Annotated in this window: 14 protein-coding genes; 12 read left to right on the plus strand and 2 right to left on the minus strand. The window is 60.8% G+C overall.

Going from position 1 to position 21,815, the window contains the following annotated elements; all coding sequences use genetic code 11:
- The first annotated feature begins 14 nt into the window (after positions 1–14).
- The 10 genes from KW849_RS25005 to KW849_RS25050 are packed head-to-tail and all read left to right on the plus strand — an operon-like array spanning position 15 to position 15,028.
- Positions 15–3,080 carry a virulence factor SrfB gene (locus KW849_RS25005; RefSeq protein ID WP_218431736.1) on the plus strand — a complete coding sequence of 1,022 codons (3,066 nt, stop codon included), beginning with the start codon at positions 15–17 and terminating at the stop codon, positions 3,078–3,080.
- Complete coding sequence (locus KW849_RS25010; protein WP_218431737.1) at positions 3,077–5,788, plus strand: putative virulence factor; 2,712 nt, start codon at positions 3,077–3,079, stop codon at positions 5,786–5,788. Before KW849_RS25005 ends, KW849_RS25010 begins: the two co-directional genes overlap by 4 nt.
- Before the next feature lie 3 nt (positions 5,789–5,791).
- Positions 5,792–6,805 carry a hypothetical protein gene (locus KW849_RS25015; protein ID WP_218431738.1) on the plus strand — a complete coding sequence of 338 codons (1,014 nt, stop codon included), beginning with the start codon at positions 5,792–5,794 and terminating at the stop codon, positions 6,803–6,805.
- An 11-nt stretch (positions 6,806–6,816) separates the two neighbouring features.
- Positions 6,817–8,796 (plus strand): vWA domain-containing protein, encoded by a 1,980-nt coding sequence (locus tag KW849_RS25020; RefSeq protein ID WP_371319184.1) that lies wholly within the window; start codon positions 6,817–6,819, stop codon positions 8,794–8,796.
- Positions 8,797–8,806: 10 nt separating this feature from the next.
- Positions 8,807–9,508: an ABC transporter ATP-binding protein gene (locus KW849_RS25025; protein WP_218431739.1), complete on the plus strand. Its 702-nt coding sequence runs from the start codon at positions 8,807–8,809 to the stop codon at positions 9,506–9,508.
- Positions 9,492–10,715, plus strand: coding sequence for an ABC transporter permease (locus KW849_RS25030; protein ID WP_218431740.1), 1,224 nt, complete (start codon positions 9,492–9,494; stop codon positions 10,713–10,715). The genes KW849_RS25025 and KW849_RS25030 overlap by 17 nt, the downstream gene beginning before the upstream one ends.
- Positions 10,705–12,249 (plus strand): SUMF1/EgtB/PvdO family nonheme iron enzyme, encoded by a 1,545-nt coding sequence (locus tag KW849_RS25035; protein ID WP_218431741.1) that lies wholly within the window; start codon positions 10,705–10,707, stop codon positions 12,247–12,249. Before KW849_RS25030 ends, KW849_RS25035 begins: the two co-directional genes overlap by 11 nt.
- 34 nt (positions 12,250–12,283) lie before the next feature.
- The gene (locus tag KW849_RS25040; protein ID WP_218431742.1) at positions 12,284–13,015 is read left to right on the plus strand and encodes a hypothetical protein; all 732 of its coding nucleotides are present in this window, start codon (positions 12,284–12,286) and stop codon (positions 13,013–13,015) included.
- 4 nt (positions 13,016–13,019) lie between these two features.
- On the plus strand, positions 13,020–13,526 hold the full coding sequence (locus tag KW849_RS25045; RefSeq protein ID WP_218431743.1) for a hypothetical protein: 507 nt from the start codon (positions 13,020–13,022) through the stop codon (positions 13,524–13,526).
- A 56-nt stretch (positions 13,527–13,582) separates the two neighbouring features.
- Complete coding sequence (locus KW849_RS25050) at positions 13,583–15,028, plus strand: VWA domain-containing protein (RefSeq protein ID WP_218431744.1); 1,446 nt, start codon at positions 13,583–13,585, stop codon at positions 15,026–15,028.
- Between the two features lie 244 nt (positions 15,029–15,272).
- On the opposite strand, the gene KW849_RS25055 is transcribed toward KW849_RS25050, so the two are convergent.
- On the minus strand, positions 15,273–16,193 hold the full coding sequence (locus tag KW849_RS25055) for a LysR substrate-binding domain-containing protein (RefSeq protein WP_218431745.1): 921 nt from the start codon (positions 16,191–16,193) through the stop codon (positions 15,273–15,275).
- A gap of 157 nt (positions 16,194–16,350) precedes the next feature.
- Here KW849_RS25055 and KW849_RS25060 point away from each other — a divergent pair, with 157 nt between their 5' ends.
- Positions 16,351–17,748 (plus strand): NorM family multidrug efflux MATE transporter, encoded by a 1,398-nt coding sequence (locus tag KW849_RS25060; RefSeq protein WP_218431747.1) that lies wholly within the window; start codon positions 16,351–16,353, stop codon positions 17,746–17,748.
- A 79-nt stretch (positions 17,749–17,827) separates the two neighbouring features.
- Here KW849_RS25060 and KW849_RS25065 read toward each other — a convergent pair whose 3' ends face one another.
- A complete protein-coding gene (locus tag KW849_RS25065) occupies positions 17,828–19,498 on the minus strand; it encodes a bifunctional diguanylate cyclase/phosphodiesterase (RefSeq protein WP_218431749.1) in 1,671 nt (556 codons plus the stop codon).
- Positions 19,499–19,762: 264 nt separating this feature from the next.
- On the opposite strand from KW849_RS25065, the gene rep reads away from it, so the two are divergent.
- Complete coding sequence (gene rep, locus KW849_RS25070) at positions 19,763–21,772, plus strand: DNA helicase Rep (RefSeq protein ID WP_218431750.1); 2,010 nt, start codon at positions 19,763–19,765, stop codon at positions 21,770–21,772.
- Positions 21,773–21,815: the final 43 nt, after the last annotated feature.

The raw sequence follows: 21,815 nt of genomic DNA on the forward strand, positions 1-21,815 counted from the left end.
CGGAATAACCCGACATGTTGCCTGAAGTCACTCAATTCGAAGACACCGTCACGCTGGTCAGCGACACCGGCATCCAGTTCATGGATTTCGCCCTGCGCCTGGATCCCCGCAAGGAACCGGCGGGCGAGTTCGCACCGATGATCAGCGGGCTGATCTGCCGTCTGGCATACAACGAAGAGAAAGACTTCTTTTTCTACGAGCCCGAACCGGAAAAGGTCGAAAAAGCCAAACCTGCGTTCAGCGTCGACATGAAAAGCAGCCTCGAATTGCTCGACGGTATCTGGCTGCCGACCCCGTTTTTCCGCTTCATGCCGCCGCATCGCTTCGATGAAGGTCCGACCAACTGGTCGCGCATGCGTCTGGTAAAACTGGCGACACCCGACATCGACGGCAACACCCACCGTCTGACGATGGCGTTCGACAGCCGTGTGATGCCCAAGCGTGATGGCACCGCCTACCTGGCGCCCAACGAAGAAGACATCAGCTCCGGCGTGTCTTTCAAACTGGCGACCAAAGCCAGCGAAACCCGCTGGTTCTTGGCGCAGCCGTGGGTCAACGAGTGGCTGCTGGAAGTGTTCAACGAGGGCAATGCCCACCGTTCGCGCGCAGAGCTGGACATCGATATCCGCGCCAACTATCACCTGGCGCATTATCTCAACCTGCTCAGCCTGTTGAGCAAGCCGTCAGCCGCCCAGCAGTCGAAGGCCCGGGCGAAAGTTGAAATCCCCGAGCTGAAAGTGGTCGCCAACGACAGCAATGGCCTGGTCAAACCGATTCCGGTGGACCTGGTGCTGGACGTCGGCAACTCGCGCACCTGCGGCATCCTGATCGAAAACCACGGTCAGGCCGGCTCCGGGCTGAAGCAGAACTACGTGCTGGAACTGCGCGACCTGATCACCCCCGAACACACCTATAACCTGCCGTTTGAAAGCCGCGTGGAGTTCTCCCAAGCGTACTTCGGCAAGGACCACTGCTCGGTCAAGAGCGGTCGTCACGATGCGTTCCAATGGGCGACGATTGCCCGTGTCGGCAATGAGGCCAGTCGTCTGGCCAGTCGTCGTCGCGGCACCGAAGGCTCCACTGGCCTGTCCAGCCCGAAACGCTATCTGTGGGACGAAAACGCCTATGGCCACGGCTGGCGTTTCAACTGTTCGTACATAAAGACCGACAACGAGCCGTACGCCACCGCCACGCCGTTCTCGCATCTGATCAACGAAACCGGCGAGGCGCTATACAGCCTCGAAGAAGACGATCGTCTGCCGGTGTTCATGCCGCGTTATTCACGCAGCTCGCTAATGACCTTCATGCTCGCCGAAGTGCTGGCCCAGGCGCTGTCGCAAATCAACAGCCCGGCCCAGCGCTCGCGCCAGGGTCACACCCGCGTGCCGCGCCAGCTCAACAGCATTACCCTGACCGTGCCGCCGGGCATGCCACAGGCCGAGCGCAGCATCCTCAACGAACGCATGCTGCAAGCCATCGGCCTGGTGTGGAAAAGCCTCGGCTGGCATGCCGGCGAGGAAGATCCACATCAGGATCAGGCCGTCAGCCCGTGCACGCCGATTCCGAGTATCCGCGTGGAATGGGACGAAGCGTCCTGCGGCCAGTTGGTGTACCTGTACACCGAGGTCAACGAGAACTTCGCCGGTCACCCGGAGGAGTTTTTTGACACCATCGCCCGGCCGGACAAGGCCGACCGCCAACGCATCACCCTCGCGACCATCGACATCGGCGGCGGCACCACCGACCTGGTGATCACCGACTATCGCCTCGACCGCGCAGGTAATACCGGCAGCGGCAGCAACGTGCACATCGTGCCCGAACAGCGTTTTCGCGATGGCTTCAAAGTGGCCGGCGACGACATCCTGCTGGACGTGATTCAGGACTTCGTCCTGCCAAGTTTCGAAAAAGCCTTGCAGAACGCTGGCGTGAAAGCCGCGGATTCGCTGATGTCACGGCTGTGTGGCGATGAATCGGTCAGCGCCCAGGACATGATCCTGCGTCAGCAATTGAACCTCCAGGTGTTCGCCCCTTTGGGCCTGGCACTACTCAAGGCGTACGAGCATTACGATCCGCAGGTCCCGCAAGAAGTCACCCCGCAAAGCTACAGCCAATTGCTCGGTGACAACGCAATCAGCCAGACCGTGCTCGACTACGTCAATGCCGCCGTGCGTCGCGATGTCGGCGGTCAGAGCGGTTTCGACCTGTATGCCGCGCCGATCAGCTTCGACCTGCAAAAGCTCCACGCCGCGTTCCTCAACGACCAGATCAACATCACCAAGATCCTTGGTGCGCTGTGTGAAGTGGTCGCGCATTACCCGTGTGATGTCTTGCTGCTGACCGGCCGCCCTTCGCGCCTGCCCGGCATCCAGGCGTTCATTCGCAAGGTGCTGCCGCTGCCACCGGGGCGCATTCTGGCGCTGCAAAACTACCGCACCGGCGGCTGGTATCCGTTTCACAAGAATGGCCGGATCGACGACCCGAAAAGCACCGCCTCGGTCGGCGCCATGCTCTGCCTGTTGTGCGCCAACCACAGCGTGCCGAACTTCTACTTCCGGGCATCGGCGCTCAAGCCGTATTCGACGGTCAAGCACATCGGCGTCATCGACCTGAACAACGTGATCAAGGATGCCGACGTGCTGTACCGCGACATCCAGTCCGAAGACTACAAAATAAAGCTGCCGGAAATCGGCACGGGCGACGCCGCCGACACGCCACAGCTGGAAATGCGCGGTGATCTGCGCCTCGGTTTCCGCCAGTTGGCCGCCGACCGCTGGGCCGCCTCGCCGCTGTATACCTTGCGGTTCACCAAGGCGGGTCGGGAGAAGTTTTCCCGCGCAATCGGTGAAAACGGCAGCGCCCCGCTGCTCAAGGTGCGGTTTGAGGTCAAACCGGCAGACAAATACACGCGCAAGCAGGATCTGGTCAGCGACCGCCTCTCGGTCCGCGACATCGAATCCAACAGCAACAACGTCAACTTCAACCCGCGCAGCGACCTCGAGCTGGAGCTCAACACCATGCTCGACGCCGGCCTGAGCGAGACCAAGTACTGGCTCGACAGTGGAAGTGTGAAACGCAAATGAATGACCTGACCCCCGATCAAACTCAGCTCTCTGCCAGTTGGGCCGCTGTTTATGAAGGCGCCGGTCAGGCGCTGGACTGGATAGGCCAGACGCGCGGCAATGCGCCGCGTCTGGACAGCGAAGCCGACAACCTGAACATCCGCCTGCACCGCGCCCGCAACCTGGCCCAAAGCCTCGGTCGCGTGGCCTGCACGCCGATGACCATTGGCTTTTTCGGTTTGTCCCAGGCCGGCAAGTCCTACCTGATTTCGGCCCTCGCCGCCGGTCAGAACGGCAAGCTGGAGACCGAGTTCGGCGACCATCGCCTGGACTTCATCAAGCACATCAACCCGGTGGGTGGTGGCAAGGAAGCTACCGGCCTGGTAACGCGCTTCAGCCGTCGGGCGACGGAAAGTCAGGACAATGACTTCCCGGTAGAACTCACGCTGTTCAAGGAAATCGAGCTGGCGAAGATTCTCGCCAACGCCTGGTTCAAGGATTTCGACCTTGAGCGGATTTCCTACGAGATCGACGAAGAGCGCATCCAGCGCGTGCTCAAACCGCTCGAAGGCCGCGAAACCGGCCCGCTGCAAACGGGGGTCAATGCTGACGATCTCGTGTCGCTGTGGGATTACCTGCGCGACAACTTCCGCAACTCGGTGAAGAAGCTTGAGCACCTGTACTGGCCAAAAGCGTTGCAATTGGCGCCACGCCTGAATTTCCAGGAACGGGCCGAGCTGTTTTCGATTCTCTGGGGTGAGCAAAGCGAGTTGACGCGCGTGTACCAGCAACTGGCCGGTGCGCTGCACAGGCTGGGTCTGCCCGAGACCGTGTTCGCACCGTTGAAGGCCTTGGTGAGTTTCGAAAACGACACCTACAGCCAGCGCGACAGCATCATGAATGTCGACATCCTCGAACGCTTCGGCAGCCCGCTGGACTTGCCGATCGATGTTCGACCGCTGGTTGGCGATCGCCTGCAAAACAGTCAGGCGATTCCGGTCGCGCAACTGGCGGCACTAACCGCCGAAATGACCTTCCGCCTGATCGAAGCGCCGGTAGATGACATCGTCAATCAGGTCGACCTGCTGGATTTCCCCGGTTATCGCGGGCGCCAGAAGCTGCACGAGATCGCCGATTCCAACGACCCGCAATCCACCACCAAGGACAACTCCGTTTCTCAGCTGATCCTGCGCGGCAAGGTCGCCTACCTGTTCGAACGCTACACCGACAACCAGGAAATGAACGCGCTGGTGGTCTGCACAGGCTCGACCAAGCAGAGTGACGTCAACGACGTGGGCCCGGTGCTGACCCGCTGGATCGAAAAGACCCAGGGCGCCGACTCGGCAGCTCGCAGCAAACGCGACACTGGTCTGATCTGGGCGCTGACCATGCTCGACCTGCGCATCACCAACTCCCTGAGCCTGACGCCTGATCAGTACGACGAGAGCTGGAACGGCATGGTCAAGCTGACCATGCTGGAGCGCTTCGGCAGCTTGAGCTGGATGAACGACTGGGCCGGCACACCGTTCCAGAACACCTACCTGGTGCGCAAACCGCGTATGGACGCGGCGTTCATCGGGCAAGACGCGACCGGTGCGGAAACCGGCCTCAATGACATCTATCAGGAACGTGTCAGCGCGTTGGGCAACAGCTTCGCCAGCAACGCTCTGGTGTGCAAACACATCAAGAGTCCGGCCAACGCCTGGGCAGAAATGCTGCGCAACGATGACGGTGGCATCAGCCACTTCAGCGGCAGCTTCAAAGGTGTGGCCAATATCGAATTCAAATTGCAGCGTATCCGCGAGCAATTGAGCGAATGCCTCGAAGGCCTGACCACTCACGGTCTGAGCACCTGGTACCACGCTGACGACGACGGCGCCGCAGCCGCCAAGAAAACCAAGGCGCAAATGATTCTGACGGGCCTGGGCCGTCGCCCGGCGGTACTTGGCGAATTGATCGATCAACTCGACATGCCGAGCGAAGAGGTGCGCGACCTGTACCTCAGCGGCGTATACGAAACCGATGACGAGCCGGCCGTGAACGACGAACCGATCGCCCCGACACCGAGCCAGAGCCTCTACGGAAACGACGCCGGTTTCGATTTCGATTTCAGTGATGACCTGAGCCACGACGCGCCAGTCAGCAGCAAAACCGGCACCCCGGCGCCCGAGCTGCAAAGCAACGAGCACCGTTTTGCCAAAGCGGCCTTCAAGGCCTGGATCGCGCACCTGCGTGAACTGACCACCCGGCAAAGCCTGCTCAACCTGCTGGGGCTGGAAAAGGCCTTGCTGGAAGCGGTGGTCGATGAACTGATCACCGCCGGCTATCGCCAGGACTTGCCGGGGCAACTGAGCCGCGCCGTCCTCAAGCGTGCACAAAGTGGCGCGCGGCGCGATCAACTGGTCGAACGCCAGGTATTGGAAGTACAACGTGTGCTGCGCGATTTCGTGTCCTGGTTCGGCTACCTCCAGAAGCCGGTGAACGAGCGCCCGAACAGCCGCGCCGGAGCCAAGGCGCCTTTATTTTCGTTCTACGCCGACATTGGCCCGGGACAAGTGCCCATGCTGCCGGCGCAACCGGCCAATCAGGCACAGCTGTATCTCGGCGACTGGCTTTCGGGCCTGGCCTACATCACGCAGGACAATGCCGGCCATGGGGCCGGACGTGAAATCACCCCTGAACAGAACGAACGGCTGGGCCAAGTGCTCACAGCCTTCGCAGCGAGATAAGCAATGCCAATTCGTGTCGACCTGCTCGCGTTAGAGCCCAATGTGCCTGGCCAGGCCCGCCTCACTGTGAAGAAATGGCAGGGTGGCGAGGAACAGCTGGAGTTTTCCATTCAGCGCAACCAGGACGGTTTTTACCTTCAGGGCCACAAGGCCTGGAGCAACAATCCATTCTGGTTCAAGGTCTCGCGTTTCAACCACACGGCCAACGGCGAAGCTTTGGAAACGCAGGTCGGCCCGGGCGTGGTCGACCCGCTGCTGGAAGGCGGCGCCAACTCGCAATTCCAGATCGAACTGCGCGAACAGAGCCAAGGCCACGCCGACAAAGGCGTGGTTCGGCCAGGCGTCGGCTTGCTGCCGTCCACGGCAGGCGGCCAGACACGCTCGACTTACGGCGGTACCGAACTGACGGCGCCGAGCGTACCTGCACCGGAGATCCCGGAGCTGCCTGAACTGACCCTGTCTACCGCCGAGCCAGAAGTGGAGTTGGAGTCGGTACTCACCGAGCCCGCCTATACGCCGCCTCCCGCACCGGTGAAGAAAAGCAACAAAGGCTTGATCGGTCTGTTGATTGTGGTGTTGCTGCTGGCGGCGGGCGCAGGATTCTGGTTCTACAAACGTCCCCCGGCCCCTGCGGTTGCAGCCACTGCCACCGCACCCGCCGGCGCCGACGCTCAAGCCTGCACCCTCGACAGCATGAACAGCCTGCCCGAGTTGACCTTCGTCCAGACCTGCATCAAAGCGGCACCCGACAGTGCCAGGTTGCTGGAGATCATCAACCAGGCCAAGGCCGGCAAGCACTGCGGCGTCGCCCAGCGCCTGTACGCCAACCGTGCCCAGGCCGGTGACGCTCTGATCGCCAACGCCTATGCCCGCGAATACGACCCTAAATACCTGAAGGCCAGCGAGTGCTTCCCGGCCGCGGACAACGCCACCGCCGCCTACTGGTATGAAACCATCCTCACCCAGGACCCGAACAACGCCGAAGCCAAGCAGCGCTTCGAGGAGTTGCAGAAGTGATGCGTTCGCCCATGAGTCGATTCCTGCTGAGCGGTGCCGCATTACTGGCGCTGTGCATCAGCCCGCTGTCCCAGGCCGATGACAAACCGCTGATCCAGGCTGGTAAAAAGACCCTGTTCCAACGCGTGCTGACCACGCCGGGCTGCAAAATCAGCCCGGCGGCGGGCGGTGCGTCAGGCGACGCACAACCGGTCTTCAGCCGCTTTTATGTGTACGAGCGCGCGCAAGCAAACAACGCCGAGTGGCTGAAAGTCGGCCCCGACAGCTACGGAAAAACCATTGGCTGGCTGCCTGCCAGCTGCACCACCGACTGGAAGATGCAGCTGACGCTGGCCTTCACCAACCCGGCCAACCGCGACCGGCTACTGTTCTTCAAGGACCGTGCCACCGTCGAAGGCATTCTTGATGCACCGGACCCGGTCAGCAAAGTCGCGCCGCTGCGGGCCACGCTGAAAAAAGGCCAGCAAGCACCGGGCGTACTGGCTGAAGAACCTGAATACTTCGTCGACCTGCAAAAGCAGTTCTACCTGCTGCCGGTGCTCAGTGGCGAAGAAGTCATGACCGAAAGCGGTTTCCGCACGCGCCTGCTCAACGTCGCCTCCGTCAGCAAGCCGGATGACAAGAACGCCAAGGGTGGTGCTGCAAACAGCGCTGCCAGCGGCAAGGAAGCCGAAGAGAAAAAGGCCAACCAGCTGAAGGAATTCAGCGCGGCCGTGGTATTTGTCATCGACTCGACGATCTCGATGGACCCCTACATCGACCGCACCCGCGAGGCGATCCGCAAGGTTTACCAGAAGATCGAAGCGCAGAATCTCGGCAAACAGGTCAAGTTCGGCCTGGTGGCTTTCCGCTCCAACACCCAGGCGGTGCCGGGGCTGGAATACACCACCAAGATGTACGCCGACCCGACGCAGGTGAAAGACAGCGCCGACTTTTTCGCCAAGATCGCCGACCTCAAGCAGGCCACCGTGTCGAGCAGCAGCTTCGATGAAGACTCGTTTGCCGGCGTCATGGAGAGCATCGACAAAGTCGACTGGAGCCAGTTCGGCGCACGCTACGTGGTGCTGATAACCGATGCGGGCGCCATCGAAGGCGACGACAAGCTGTCGAAGACCGGTTTGAGCGCCACGCAGGTGCGTATCGAAGCCGCCAACCCGGGGGTGGCGATTTACACCCTGCACCTGAAAACCCCGACCGGGGCCAAGGACCACGCCAAGGCCGAGGCGCAGTACCAGAACCTGTCGACCTACCCGGGCACCAACACCTCGCTGTACTACCCGGTGAACGCTGGCGATGTGCAGGAATTCGGGCGCAAGGTCGACGCACTGGCCGGGGCGATCACTACACAAGTCAAAGCCGCCTACATGGGAGAAGACGCCATCGGCAGTGCGGCGAACGCCAAGCAGGACCCGGCCGAGAAAAAAATGCTCGAAGACGCGGCGCTGATCGGTCACGCCATGCAACTCGCCTATCTCGGCGAAAAGACCAACAGCAAAGCCCCGCCAGTGTTCAAGGCATGGATCACCGACCGCGACCTGATCAAGCAGAACATCCCGACCACCGACGTGCGGGTGCTGCTGACCAAGTCACAGCTCAGCGACTTGAGCGACGTGATGAAGCAGATTCTCGATGCCGCCAACGAAGGCCTGATTTCTCCGACGGAAATGTTCGATCGCCTGCGCTCGGTGGCGGCGACCATGGGCGCCGATCCCAATCAGCTCAAACAGAACAGCAACGCCAAACTGGCGGACATGGGCGTCCTCGGTGAATACCTCGAAGACCTGCCCTATCAGAGTGAAGTGCTGAACCTGGATGAAGAGACCTGGAAAAGCTGGGATGGTCTGGCACAAGAAAAATTCATCCGCACACTGAACACCAAACTGCGGCATTACCAGCGTTACAACGCCGATGTCGACCGTTGGGTAGCTTTAGCCAAAGACAGCGATGCACGGGACAACGTCTACCCCGTGCCACTGGAAATGATGCCTTAACGAGACGCCCATGCTCGATATCAAGAACCTGCTGGTGCGCCGTGGTGAAGGCGCACAGGCTCATCACGTGCGACTGCCGCACTTGCGGATCGGCGCTGGAGAAATCCTCGCCATCACCGGTGAGAGCGGCAGCGGCAAAAGCACGTTGCTCGAAGCCATCGGCCTGTTGCTCGCACCGGTGGAACTCGAGCGCTTTCGGCTGGGCCCGACGCACGCTCAGGATATCGCCCAACTGCTGGCCACTGACGACCAGCCTGCTCTTGCAGCGGTGCGTTCACGGCATTTGGGATTCATTTTGCAGAGCGGCGGCTTGCTGCCGTTCCTGAGCGTGCGAGACAACATCAGCCTGCCGCGCCGTTTGCTCGGTATGCCGGCGAAGAGCGATCACATCGACCACGCCGTTGACGTGTTGCGCCTGCAAGGGTTGCTGGATAAACAACCTCAAGCCTTGTCGATTGGCGAACGCCAGCGCGTTGCCTGCGTTCGGGCAGTTGCCCATGAACCGCTGCTGCTGTTGGCCGACGAGCCGACCGCCGCGCTCGACCCTCACAGTGCCCGGCGTTTGTTCGAGTTGCTCCTGAGCCTGGTGTCGAGCATGGGCCTGAGTGCACTCGTTGTATCCCATGACTGGGCCTTGCTGAAGGATTTCGGCTTGCCGCGACTCGGCGCTATCAGCCATCAGGGAGAGACTCTGTTTGAACCGATGGACTGATCGCTTGCGCCTGCTGGGCTCACTGGCACTGCAAGACCTCTGGCACGACCGCAAGGTCTCGCTGTGTATCGCCGCCTCCCTGGTGGCGGTGATCGCGCCGTTGTTGTTGCTGTTCGGGCTCAAACACGGGGTGGTCAGCCAGCTGCAAGACGAACTGCTGCGCGACCCGCGCAACCTTGAAGTGAAGATGCTCAGCAACGGCAACTACGACACGGCCTGGATCGAGCGTTTACGCCTGCGCCCCGAGACCGGTTTTGCCCTCGGCCAGACCCGCTCGCTCAATACCCAGGCTGACCTGCTGATCGGCATGCAACGGTTTGTCGAAGGCGCGGAAATCATCGCCACTGAGCCCGGCGACCCACAACTGAACCTGGCGTCACTCAACCCCGTCGGCAATCAAGTGATCCTCAGCGCCAGCGCAGCGCAACGCTTGCAGGCCAAGGCCGGCGACAGCGTGCAGCTGCGGGCCTTGCGCCGCCTGGAAGGTGTCAATGAACGCGGCGAGATGACGCTGACGGTACTGGCCGTGCTCGACGGTGCCCGCTTCGGTCGCGCTGCCGGGTTTGTCGCCCCGCCGCTGCTGCTGGATCTGGAGCGCTTTCGCGACGGTTATCAGGTCAGTGAGTTCGGTGTGACCACCGGCAAGCCTCAGGGTAATCTACAACCGCTCTATGCCCGCGCCCGCGTATATGCACGCGACATCGATCAGGTCGCGCCGCTGGAACACTGGCTCAACGAACAACATATCGAAACCTCGAGCCGACTGGCCGACATCGACAACGTCAAAGCCATCAATCATGTGCTGGGGCTGATCTTCAGTGTGATCGCCTTAGCGGCGCTGATCGGCTGCGTGGCGTCGATGGTCGGCGCGTTCCTGGCCAACATCGATCGCAAACGCAAAAGCCTGGCGGTCCTGCGTCTGCTGGGTTTCAAACGCAGGGCCGTCGGCGGTTTCGTGGTCCTGCAAGCGCTATTGCTGAGCTTGGCCGGCTACGTTGGCGGGCTGGGTTTTTACGCCGTGGGCAGTCATTTGTTCGACTACCTGCTCGGAAGCAGCCAGGCCACCGGCACCTTCGTTTGCCACATCACTGTTTGGCATGGCCTGGCCGCCCTGCTCCTGACCTTTTTGGTCGCTGCACTGGTGGCCGTGATCGGCGCCTTACGAGCCATCAACATCCAACCTGCGGAGAGTCTGCGTGAGCTATAAACGTTTTGGCTTGCTGTTACCCCTGAGCCTCGGCTACTTGCTCGACGCCTCGGCGGCGGGCTGGGAAGAGAAGTTTTACAACCCGATGCCCGAGGCTAGCGACGTCGTGCTGCCGATGCCCTGCGAAGGCTCGATGGTGTTTCGCAAGGTGTTCATTCCGCTCGCCGGTCCGCTGGATGACTACCCGATCAACATCGGTCAGGACGGCGCGGAATACGGCTACGTCGAACAGACCCGTCCGACCTTTATCGCCGGCAGTTTTACCGGGGCCAAGAACGACAAATCCCGCTACTACCTGATGGCCAAGTACGAGATGAGTCAGTTGCAATACGCCGCGCTGACCGAAGCAACCTGCCCCACCGCCGCCACCAAGATGCGCTTGCCACAAACGGCGGTGAGCTGGGTGCAAGCCATCGAAGCCGCCGACAAGTACAACCTGTGGCTGCGCAAAAACGCCGCCGGCAAGCTGCCCAAGGAAGACGGCGCGCAAGGTTTCCTGCGCCTGCCGACCGAAGTCGAGTGGGAGTTCGCCGCGCGCGGCGGGCTGGAAGTCGGTGCCGCTGAATTCCGCGACACGCACTACCCGATGCCAGAAGGCATCAACGCCTACGAGTGGTTCGCCGGGGCGCAATCGTCCAACGGCAAAGTGCAATTGTCCGGTCTGCAAAAACCCAACCCGCTGGGCCTGCATGACATGCTCGGTAACGTCGACGAAATGATGTTCGAGCCGTTTCGCCTGAACAAACTCGACCGCCAGCACGGTCAGGCCGGCGGTTACGTCGTCCGTGGCGGCAACTACCTGACCGCGCAGGCCGACCTGCGTACGGCATTGCGCAAGGAAGAGCCGTATTACAACGCCGAAGGCCAGGTGAAAAACAAGACCACCGGCCTGCGACTGGTGCTGGTCTCCCCGACCCTCACCTCTCGCGAGCGGGTCGCCAGCATCGAAAGCAGCTGGAAGAAACTCGGCACCGGCAGCAAGGAAACCGAATCCGCCGACAAAGGCACCGTGCAATCCCTGAACAGCCTCGCCTCGGGCGTCGAAGACAAAGCGCTCAAGGAAAAACTCCAGGCCCTGGAAAACCAGCTGCGCGCCAGCAACCAGCAGCAGGAAGAAACCCGCGACCAGGCGATCCGCGCCAGTCTCAACCTGGGTGCATTCCTGTGCACCAAGATGCTCGACGACGGCCAGTACGTCGACTTCCTGCAAAAGAACTACAAGCTCAACTGCGAAAGCGCAGACAAAGATGCCAGTTGCGACATGCGTAAAGGCAAGCTCGACGAGCAAAAGGATCGCCTGCACAAACTCAGCCGTTACTACGCCAGCAGCCTGGTGGAATCGGCTACCTTGTACGGCCAGCCACTGCTTGAAACGCAAGTCCCGGTGATGGAAGAAATCATCACCCGCAACAAACAGCTGCAAGACCTCAAACCTTACTTGCGCACCCACTGGGCCAATCAGAAGGCGTTCCTGCAAAAGCAGAAAATCGACACTGAAGCCTGGCTGACCAGCTGCAAAACCGTCACTCAATAACAACGCGTCAACACCGTTACCTAGGAGTTTCACCATGTCGCGCAGCCTTTGGACTCGCTTCAAGCTACAGATCGCTTTCATTGTCGCCGGCAGCCTGCTAATGACCGGTTGCGCCAACACCGGTAGCTCCATGCTCGGCGAAAGCGAGGGTGCCGACCCGCGCCTGACCCAGGGCAATGACGCAGAATTCTTCAGCAAGTCCGGATACCAGGCCTGCGCCGTCGGCGCCGGTGTCGGCATCCTCGCTTGCGCGCTGTCCAACAGCAACAACAAAACCGTGTGCGTCATCGCCGCCGGTATTACCGCATGTGGCGTGGCCATGGGCGCTAACTATTACCTGGATCAACGTCGCAGCGAATACGCTGACACCACCACCCGTTTGGCGAAGATGAACAGCGACGTCCAACAAGACACGCAGAACGTGATCGCCCGTACCGCGACCGCTCAGCAAGTGATCGATGATGACCAGGCGCAAATTGCCCAGATCAAAAAGGACATCGCCAACAAGAAAGTCGACAAGAGCAAGGCTCAGGCGCAAATCGCCGGGATCGATTCGGACATCGCACGCCTGCGTAAAGACCTTGCCAACATGCGTATCAAAGTCACCGAGTACAGCAAAGTGGCAGACGCCGAGCGTACACAAGGCACCAGCGCCGAGATCAAGCAGGTGGACATGAACATTCAGAAAATGAACCAGAAAGTCGTCACCCTGCAGAAGGAAGTCGACGCTCTGTACAGCCAACGCTCCGCAATCACCCTGGGCTAAGCACATGACGCTAAGACAACTGATGGTCATCACTGCCGTCCTGGCCCTGAGCGGTTGCGCGGCCAAGCCTGGCGAATGCGATGCGACCAATCGCGACAGCAGCATGCTGACCAAGATGAACTGCGACTACTCCGGTAGTTACAGCGATCAGGTCAAGCAGAAGGAACTGGCCCTGAGCGAGTCCCGGCAGCAAAACGCAATGTTCCGTCAGGTTTACGAGAACATTCAGGCCCAGCAGCTCAGTACCAAAACCGATCTGGCCAGCCAGCAGAAATCCCAGGCGGCGCTGAATCAGTCGCTGGCGCAACTGCTGACCTCGCTCAAGGCCCGGCGTGGCAATGAAGCCCAGGTGCAGAAGCAGATTGCCGACCTCGAACGGCAGCTCAAGGCTTCGCAAGCGGCACCAACGCCAAAATCAACGCCAGCGACGCTGGCGGCCAAGCAGGAAGAGCTGAAAACGTTGCAGAAGAAGGTCAATCAGCTGCAATTCAGCCTCGGCTACGAAGAGTAACTTTTCACCCCGCAAGCATCCCGATGGATGCCTGCGCTTTTTCAGGAATCGTCGTCATGCAGCGGGTCATCAGGGATGCGCAAGCCACATCGGAGGGGATGAGTGCGTTGCAAGCCAAAGTCGCCCTCATCCAGAAACACTTTCCGCCGACCGTCGCCAGCCTGTTTGCTATCCCGCGGATGGGCAGCGGCGACGTGCTGGAATGGTGGACCGAACTGGGTGGCCAACCCGAGCCCTATGCGGACCTCAACGAGGACGCGCAACGACGTTTGCTGGAAACCTATGAAGTACGTCAGACGTCCCTCGGACTGCTGGCGGATGAACTGCAAAAACGCGGTCAACCGACGGTAGCGGATGACCTGCGCAGCCTGCTCGGCACGCCTGAGCTGGACAAACTCTACAGCCTCAATGGTGAGCCATTGGTGGTGCGCTGGAACCAGCGCCCGCCCAAACCGATCGTACCGGTCCTGCCGGTGGTGCCGCCATCGCGTCGTGGCTGGTGGATCGCGGCGGCTTTGCTCGCGCTGCTGTTGCTGCTTCTGGCACTCTGGCTCTGGTGGTTCCTGCACCGTGAGCCGGTTGTCGTGGTTCCGCCTGTGGCGCCTGTGGTGACGCCGGTTGAGAAACCGGTTGAGCCTGTCCCCGAGACTGTCGTGGAACCGGAACCGAAACCTGCTCCGGTACCAGAACCCGCGCCAGAACGGGTACCGGAACCCAAGCCGGTCCCGCCACCAAAACCGGCACCGGAACCCAAGCCGACCCCGCCACCCAAACCGGTTCCACCACCAAAACCGGTAGTGGCTGCCCCGCCACCAGCCCCGACGCTGGACAACTTCGCATGCCGCAAAACAGCGCCGAACGCAGAGGTCCCGCAATTCGTGGTGGTGCTCGACACCTCGGGTTCGATGGATTTGAACATCAAGTCGGTGAAAGCCGACGAGGATTGGTTCTTCGGTAATGACCTCAACAAGCTCCTGGACCCGAACCGCACCATGCGGCTCACCGCCAAACCCAGCCGTATGGACGTCGCCAAGGACTCGCTGGCCAGCATGATCAACGGACTGGACCCGAAGATCGACACACGCCTGATCACCTTCGCCGGCTGCGAAAGAACACCGGACCGGGGTGTGTTCAAGTTCGGCGACCGCCCGCGGCTGATCAACGGGATTCGAGGTCTGGTTCCCGACGACGGCACACCGCTGGCCGACAGCCTGGCCCGCGCGGCGAGTTCCGTCGACGGGCGCAATAACGATGCGGTTATCGTGATGTTCGTCGACGGAGAAGACGGTTGCGGGCAGGACGTTTGCGCGGTATCCCGTCGAATCGCCAGGGAACAACCGCGCCTGCGGGTCAACGTGGTGAAAATCGGTGCTGGCGGCCCGTCACGCTGCATCGCTGAAAACACCGGCGGCCGGGTTTACAACAGCACCAATGCCGCTGAGTTGAGTAACCAGTTGAAACAGGCGAGCAAGGAAGTATCCAGCAATGCCAAGTGCGATTAGCTTGGGATAGATCCTGAATTGAGGTGACCCCATTCGCGAGCAAGCTCGCTCACACAGGGTTTGTGTCGATCACAAATACAGTGTGGGAGCGAGCCTGCTCGCGATGGCTATCTCAGAGGCGCCTCAACGAAACCGGTCAACATCATGCCGCAAGTCCGCCGCCAGGCTTTCCAGCCCCCTGGCAGTCACGGCCAAGTTCAATACTTGAGTAATTAATCGGGAGATAGCTCAATGCTATATCGATTCAGCTCAGATGCTCGACCGCCGGTAACTCCATGGCCCGAACCTCACCCAAGAGGAAATCGCTGAGGCGACGCAAACGCTCACCGCCGGGGCGGGTTTTCGGCCAGACCAGGTAATAACTCTCACCACTGGCGACGGCGGTCGGCCACGGCAAACTCAGACGTCCCTGCGCAACATCTTCCGCCACCATCAGCAAATCGCCCATGGACACGCCGTAACCTCGAGCGGCAGCGATCATGCCCAGCTCCAGCGTATCGAACACTTGCCCGCCCTTGAGCGAGATTCGATCGGTCAGGCCCATGCGCTCCAGCCAGTTGCGCCAGTCACGGCGGTCCGGTGTCGGATGCAACAGCTCGGCACTGGCCAGACGCGCAACGTCCCACGGTTGATCCTTCAGAAGATTCGGCGCGCCCACCGGAATCAGCTCTTCGGGGAACAGGAAAGTCGCCTCCCAGTCCGGTGGAAAATGCCCGTTGCTGAGGATGACAGCGCAGTCAAAGGGTTCGTGGTTGAAGTCCACCGTATCGATGTCCATCCAGGCGCTGGTCAATTGCACTTCGTTCCCCGGTCGCAGGTGCCGGAAACGACTGAGCCGCGCCAACAGCCAACGCATGGTCAGGGTGGACGGGGCTTTCATGCGCAGGATGTCGTCTTCGGCGCGCAAGGTATTGCAGGCCCGTTCAAGGGCAGTGAAGCCTTCGCGTATGCCGGGCAGGATCAGCCGCGCCGACTCGGTCAGTTGCAGGTTGCGGCCACTGCGGTGAAACAGGCGGCAGGCAAAATGCTCTTCGAGCGTACGAATGTGTCGGCTGACTGCACTTTGAGTGATCGACAGTTCTTCGGCGGCGCGAGTAAACGAGCTATGCCGCGCCGCCGCTTCGAATGCTCGAAGGGCATACAAGGGAGGAAGACGACGGGACATCAGGAAAGCTCCTACAGAGCGATTGCTCCAATTTATCGGAAACTCTCTCACATGAGTTTTAATCATGCCACCCATCCTTTTTATCCCTTTGTGCAAACCCCGCAGAGCGCCGAGAATCGACGCTTCCTGTTTTCTCTGACAATCGAGCGTGATGATCATGCAGCATCCAGCACGTACTGAACTCCGGGCCATCCTGCGGCTGGCGGGGCCGCTGATTGCCTCGCAGTTGGCGCACATGCTGATGGTCCTTACCGACACCCTGATGATGGCGCGCCTGAGTCCCGAGGCGCTGGCCGGTGGTGGGCTCGGTGCGGCGACCTATTCGTTCGTGTCGATCTTCTGCATCGGCGTGATCGCGGCGGTCGGCACACTGGTGGCGATCCGTCAGGGTGCCGGCGATATTGTCGGGGCTACCCGGCTGACCCAGGCCGGGTTGTGGCTGGCATGGCTGATGGCGCTGGCCGCCGGTTTGCTGCTGTGGAACCTCAAACCAGTGCTGCTGCTGTTCGGCCAGACCGAAAGCAACGTCCAGATGGCCGGGCAGTTTTTGATCTTCCTGCCGTTCGCCCTGCCCGGCTACCTGAGCTTCATGGCCCTGCGCGGGTTCACCAGCGCCATTGGCCGTGCGACGCCGGTGATGGTCATTAGCCTGGGCGGGACGGTGGCTAACTTTGTGCTCAATTACGCGCTGATCACCGGCATGTTTGGTCTGCCGAAACTGGGGCTGGTCGGCATTGGCCTGGTCACGGCTATTGTCGCCAACCTGATGGCACTTGCGCTGGCATGGCACATTCGGCGGCATCCGGCTTATGAGGCCTATCCGCTGCGTCAGGGCCTGTCGCGACTGAACCGCCAGTACCTGAAGGAACTGTGGCGCCTGGGCCTGCCGATTGGCGGCACCTACGCGGTGGAAGTCGGGTTGTTTGCCTTCGCCGCGTTGTGCATGGGCACCATGGGCAGCACACAACTGGGTGCGCACCAGATCGCCCTGCAAATCGTCTCGGTGGCGTTCATGGTCCCGGCGGGTATTTCTTATGCCATCACCATGCGCATCGGCCAGCACTACGGCGCCGGGCAACTGCTGGGTGCGCGGCTGGCCGGGCGAGTCGGCATTGCGTTCGGGGCGGCGGCGATGCTGTGTTTCGCCATGGTCTTCTGGTTGCTGCCAAACCAGTTGGTCGGTTTGTTTCTCGACCACAACGACCCGGCGTTTCGCGATGTCATCAACCTTGCCGTGAGCCTGTTGGCGGTGGCCGCCTGGTTCGAGCTGTTCGACGGCGTGCAAACCATTGCCATGGGTTGCATTCGCGGACTCAAGGATGCCAAGACCACTTTCCTCGTCGGCCTGGGTTGCTATTGGTTGATTGGCGCACCGGCAGCGTGGTGGATGGCGTTCCACCTGGACTGGGGGCCAACGGGTGTCTGGTGGGGCCTGGCGCTGGGGCTGGCGTGCGCGGCGGTGAGCCTGACGCTGGGGTTTGAATGGAAGATGAAGCGGATGATTCGACGGGAGCCTTCGGCACAAGGCAGTTTTCAGGTGATTCAGCCGGATTAGGATCAAAAGATCGCAGCCTGCGGCAGCTCCTACAGGGTTAACACACTCTCATGTAGGAGCTGCCGCAGGCTGCGATCTTTTAAATGGCCTCGACGAGGCTCTGCTCGCCGAATCCAAACGCCAGATACTCCACCAGCTCAGCCAACGGCAACGGCTTGCTGATCAAATATCCCTGCACTTGATCGCATTCAAACCCGCGCAGCAGATCCAGTTGCTCCGGCGTTTCCACACCTTCGGCGACCACCTCAAGGTTGAGGTTGTGCGCCAGGTTGATCATCGCGTGGACCAGCTTGCGGTTTTCCTCACGCTGTTCCATGCCGCCGACAAAGCTCTTGTCGATCTTCAGCAAGGTGATCGGCAAGCTGTTGAGGTGCACGAAGGACGAGAAACCGGTGCCGAAGTCGTCGAGGGAGAAGCGCACACCGAGACGCCCGAGAGCGTCCATGGTCTGCTTGACCAGATCGCTGCGGCGCATCACCGCGGTTTCGGTCAGTTCGAATTCCAGCCACTGCGCCTCGACGCCACGCTCGGCAATCAGGCGACTCAGGGTCGACAGCAACTGACTGTCCTGGAACTGCCGGAACGACAGGTTGATCGCCATGTGCAACGGCGGCAAACCCAGCTCAAGCAGCGCCTGCATGTCGCGCAAGGCCCGGGAAATCACCCAGTAGCCCAGCGGCACGATCAGACCGCTTTGCTCAGCCAGCGGAACGAATTCGCTCGGTGCTAGCAAGCCGCGCTCGGCATGGCGCCAGCGCACCAGGGCTTCGAGGCCGACGATTTGCCCGTCTGCGAGGTTCAGCCGTGGCTGGTAGTGCAGCTCCAGCTCATCGCGGCGCAGTGCCCGGCGCAGCTCGGTTTCGAGGTCGGCGATGCTGCGGGCATTGCGGTTGATGCGTTCGTTGAAAATGTGAAAGGTGCAGCCCTGGGTGCTTTTGGCCTGCTGCATGGCGATATGTGCATGCCACATCAGCGGATCCGCATCGGTCTGGGCCCGGGCGTAGGCGATGCCCAGGCTGGAACCGATCAGCAGGCTTTCGCCGTCGACCCAATAAGGCTCGGCCAATGCTTCGCTGATGCGTTCGGCCATCCACTCGGCACGCTGGGGAGCGCGACGGGTGTCGATCAGCAAAGCGAATTCATCGCTGCCCAGGCGTGCCAGTTGATCGCCGGCCTCGAGCTGGTTCTTGAGCCGCGCCACCACTTGCAGAATCAAACGGTCACCGGCCTGATGGCCAAGGGCATCGTTGGCATAACGAAAGTTGTCGAGGTCGAGATGACCGAGGGCCAGGCCGCGCCCGTCGTTTTCCGCCAGCCGCGCGGTCAGCAGGGTCTGGAAGCCCTGGCGATTGGCGATACCCGTGAGCGGATCTTGCTCGGCCAGGCGTTGCAGAGTGTTTTCCAGGACGCCACGCTCGCGCACATGACGCAGGCAGCGGCGCAACATGCCGGTATCGAGCAGATCGCGCACCAGCCAGTCACTCACACCGTCGGGCGGGGTCAGCGGCTCATGGTCGAGCAGCAACACCGTCGGCAGGCTGCAACGGCCCGGCGCCGGTTGAAGTTGGGGGATAGTCAATAACACCGCGCTGCGGTTGTCATCGAACAGGCTGCTGACCGACTCCCAACTCGGCGCACTGATGAGCACGGCCGAGTTCCCCATAGGAGCCAGACACTCGCGCAACAACGCTGCCCACGCTGGCTCTTCAGCCAGTAGCAGCAAACGCAAGGGTTCGACAGGCGTAGACAAGCTAGCTCCCTAGACTCTGCAAAGATGTAGGCGACGGGCATTATGCCGTTCCGATGACTAATGACAATGACATCAGTTATCAAATCGGGCCCTTTGCATCTGGAATTACGAACATTAGCCGCAAATTCATTACGCATCCTGCGTGAAAGTAACAAAACCGGCAATTACAGATAGCGTGGTACGTCACAAGTCGGACAGAGCAGCACAATTCGCTGAGCCTGTTAAAATGCCGGCCCATTTTGTGACTGACTTCTGAATTTACCTATGTCCCGACTCAATCCCCGGCAGCAAGAAGCCGTGAGCTACGTCGGCGGCCCTCTTTTGGTGCTCGCCGGCGCCGGCTCCGGCAAGACCAGCGTGATCACGCGCAAAATCGCGCACCTGATCCAGAACTGCGGCATTCGCGCCCAGTACATCGTCGCCATGACCTTTACCAACAAGGCTGCCCGCGAGATGAAGGAACGGGTTGGCACTCTGCTGCGTGCCGGTGAAGGTCGTGGGCTGACGGTCTGCACGTTCCACAACCTGGGCCTGAACATCATCCGCAAGGAACACATGCGGCTGGGCTACAAACCGGGCTTCTCGATCTTCGACGAGACCGACGTCAAAGCCCTGATGACTGACATCATGCAGAAGGAATACTCGGGCGACGACGGCGTCGACGAGATCAAGAACATGATCGGCGCCTGGAAAAACGATTTGATCTTGCCGCCCCAGGCCCTGGAAACCGCGCGCAACCCCAAGGAGCAGACCGCAGCCATCGTCTACACCCACTATCAGCGCACGCTCAAGGCGTTCAACGCGGTGGACTTCGACGACCTGATCCTGCAGCCGGTGAAGCTGTTCGAAGAGCACGCCGACATCCTGGAGAAGTGGCAGAACAAGGTGCGCTACCTGCTGGTCGATGAATACCAGGACACCAACGCCAGCCAGTACCTGCTGGTGAAAATGCTCATCGGCAAACGCAACCAGTTCACCGTGGTAGGTGACGACGACCAGTCGATCTACGCCTGGCGTGGTGCCCGCCCGGAAAACCTGATGCTGCTCAAGGAAGACTACCCGTCCTTGAAAGTGGTGATGCTGGAGCAGAACTACCGCTCCACCAGCCGCATCCTGCGCTGCGCCAACGTGCTGATTTCGAACAACCCCCACGAGTTCGAAAAGCAGCTGTGGAGTGAAATGGGCCACGGCGACGAGATCCGCGTGATCCGCTGCCGCAACGAGGACGCCGAGGCCGAGCGCGTGGCCATGGAAATCCTCAGCCTGCACTTGCGCACCGACCGCCCGTACAGCGATTTCGCGATCCTCTATCGCGGCAACTACCAGGCCAAGCTGATCGAGCTGAAGTTGCAGCATCATCAGGTGCCATATCGCCTGTCTGGCGGCAACAGCTTTTTCGGACGTCAGGAAGTAAAAGACCTGATGGCCTACTTCCGCCTGATCGTGAACCCGGACGACGATAACGCCTTCCTGCGGGTGATCAACGTGCCGCGCCGCGAGATCGGCTCGACCACGCTGGAGAAGCTGGGCAACTACGCCACCGAGCGCAAGGTCTCGATGTACGCCGCCACTGACGAGATCGGCCTGGGCGAGCATCTGGACTCGCGTTTCACCGATCGTCTATCGCGCTTCAAACGCTTCATGGACAGGGTGCGCGAGCAGTGCGCCGGCGAAGACCCGATCTCGGCCCTGCGCAGCATGGTCATGGACATCGACTACGAGAATTGGCTGCGCACCAACAGCTCCAGCGACAAGGCCGCCGACTACCGCATGGGTAACGTCTGGTTCCTGATCGAAGCGTTGAAGAACACCCTGGAGAAAGACGAAGAAGGCGAGATGACCGTCGAGGACGCCATCGGCAAACTCGTGCTGCGCGACATGCTGGAGCGTCAGCAGGAAGAGGAAGACGGCGCCGAAGGCGTGCAGATGATGACCTTGCATGCCTCCAAGGGCCTGGAATTCCCCTACGTGTTCATCATGGGCATGGAAGAGGAAATCCTCCCGCACCGCTCCAGCATCGAAGCCGACACCATCGAAGAAGAACGTCGTCTGGCCTACGTGGGCATTACCCGCGCGCGCCAGACCCTGGCCTTCACCTTCGCCGCCAAGCGCAAGCAGTACGGCGAGATCATCGATTGCGCGCCGAGCCGCTTCCTCGATGAACTGCCGCCGGACGATCTGGCCTGGGAAGGTAACGACGACACCCCGACCGAAGTCAAAGCCGTGCGCGGCAACAACGCATTGGCGGATATACGCGCGATGTTAAAGCGCTAGAATTGACCACTTTTTATGACCTTCGGCGCACAGGCGCCAGTAG

This window comes from Pseudomonas sp. PDM26 (genome assembly GCF_019219185.1).
Taxonomy (GTDB): Bacteria; Pseudomonadota; Gammaproteobacteria; order Pseudomonadales; family Pseudomonadaceae; genus Aquipseudomonas.

Coding starts and splice junctions, on each gene's coding strand:
- KW849_RS25005 (WP_218431736.1), top strand. CDS start 15: ATGTTGCCTGAAGTCACTCAATTCGAAGACACCGTCACGCTGGTCAGC.
- KW849_RS25010 (WP_218431737.1), top strand. CDS start 3,077: ATGAATGACCTGACCCCCGATCAAACTCAGCTCTCTGCCAGTTGGGCC.
- KW849_RS25015 (WP_218431738.1), top strand. CDS start 5,792: ATGCCAATTCGTGTCGACCTGCTCGCGTTAGAGCCCAATGTGCCTGGC.
- KW849_RS25020 (WP_371319184.1), top strand. CDS start 6,817: ATGAGTCGATTCCTGCTGAGCGGTGCCGCATTACTGGCGCTGTGCATC.
- KW849_RS25025 (WP_218431739.1), top strand. CDS start 8,807: ATGCTCGATATCAAGAACCTGCTGGTGCGCCGTGGTGAAGGCGCACAG.
- KW849_RS25040 (WP_218431742.1), top strand. CDS start 12,284: ATGTCGCGCAGCCTTTGGACTCGCTTCAAGCTACAGATCGCTTTCATT.
- KW849_RS25045 (WP_218431743.1), top strand. CDS start 13,020: ATGACGCTAAGACAACTGATGGTCATCACTGCCGTCCTGGCCCTGAGC.
- KW849_RS25050 (WP_218431744.1), top strand. CDS start 13,583: ATGCAGCGGGTCATCAGGGATGCGCAAGCCACATCGGAGGGGATGAGT.
- KW849_RS25055 (WP_218431745.1), bottom strand. CDS start 16,193: ATGTCCCGTCGTCTTCCTCCCTTGTATGCCCTTCGAGCATTCGAAGCG.
- KW849_RS25060 (WP_218431747.1), top strand. CDS start 16,351: ATGCAGCATCCAGCACGTACTGAACTCCGGGCCATCCTGCGGCTGGCG.
- rep (WP_218431750.1), top strand. CDS start 19,763: ATGTCCCGACTCAATCCCCGGCAGCAAGAAGCCGTGAGCTACGTCGGC.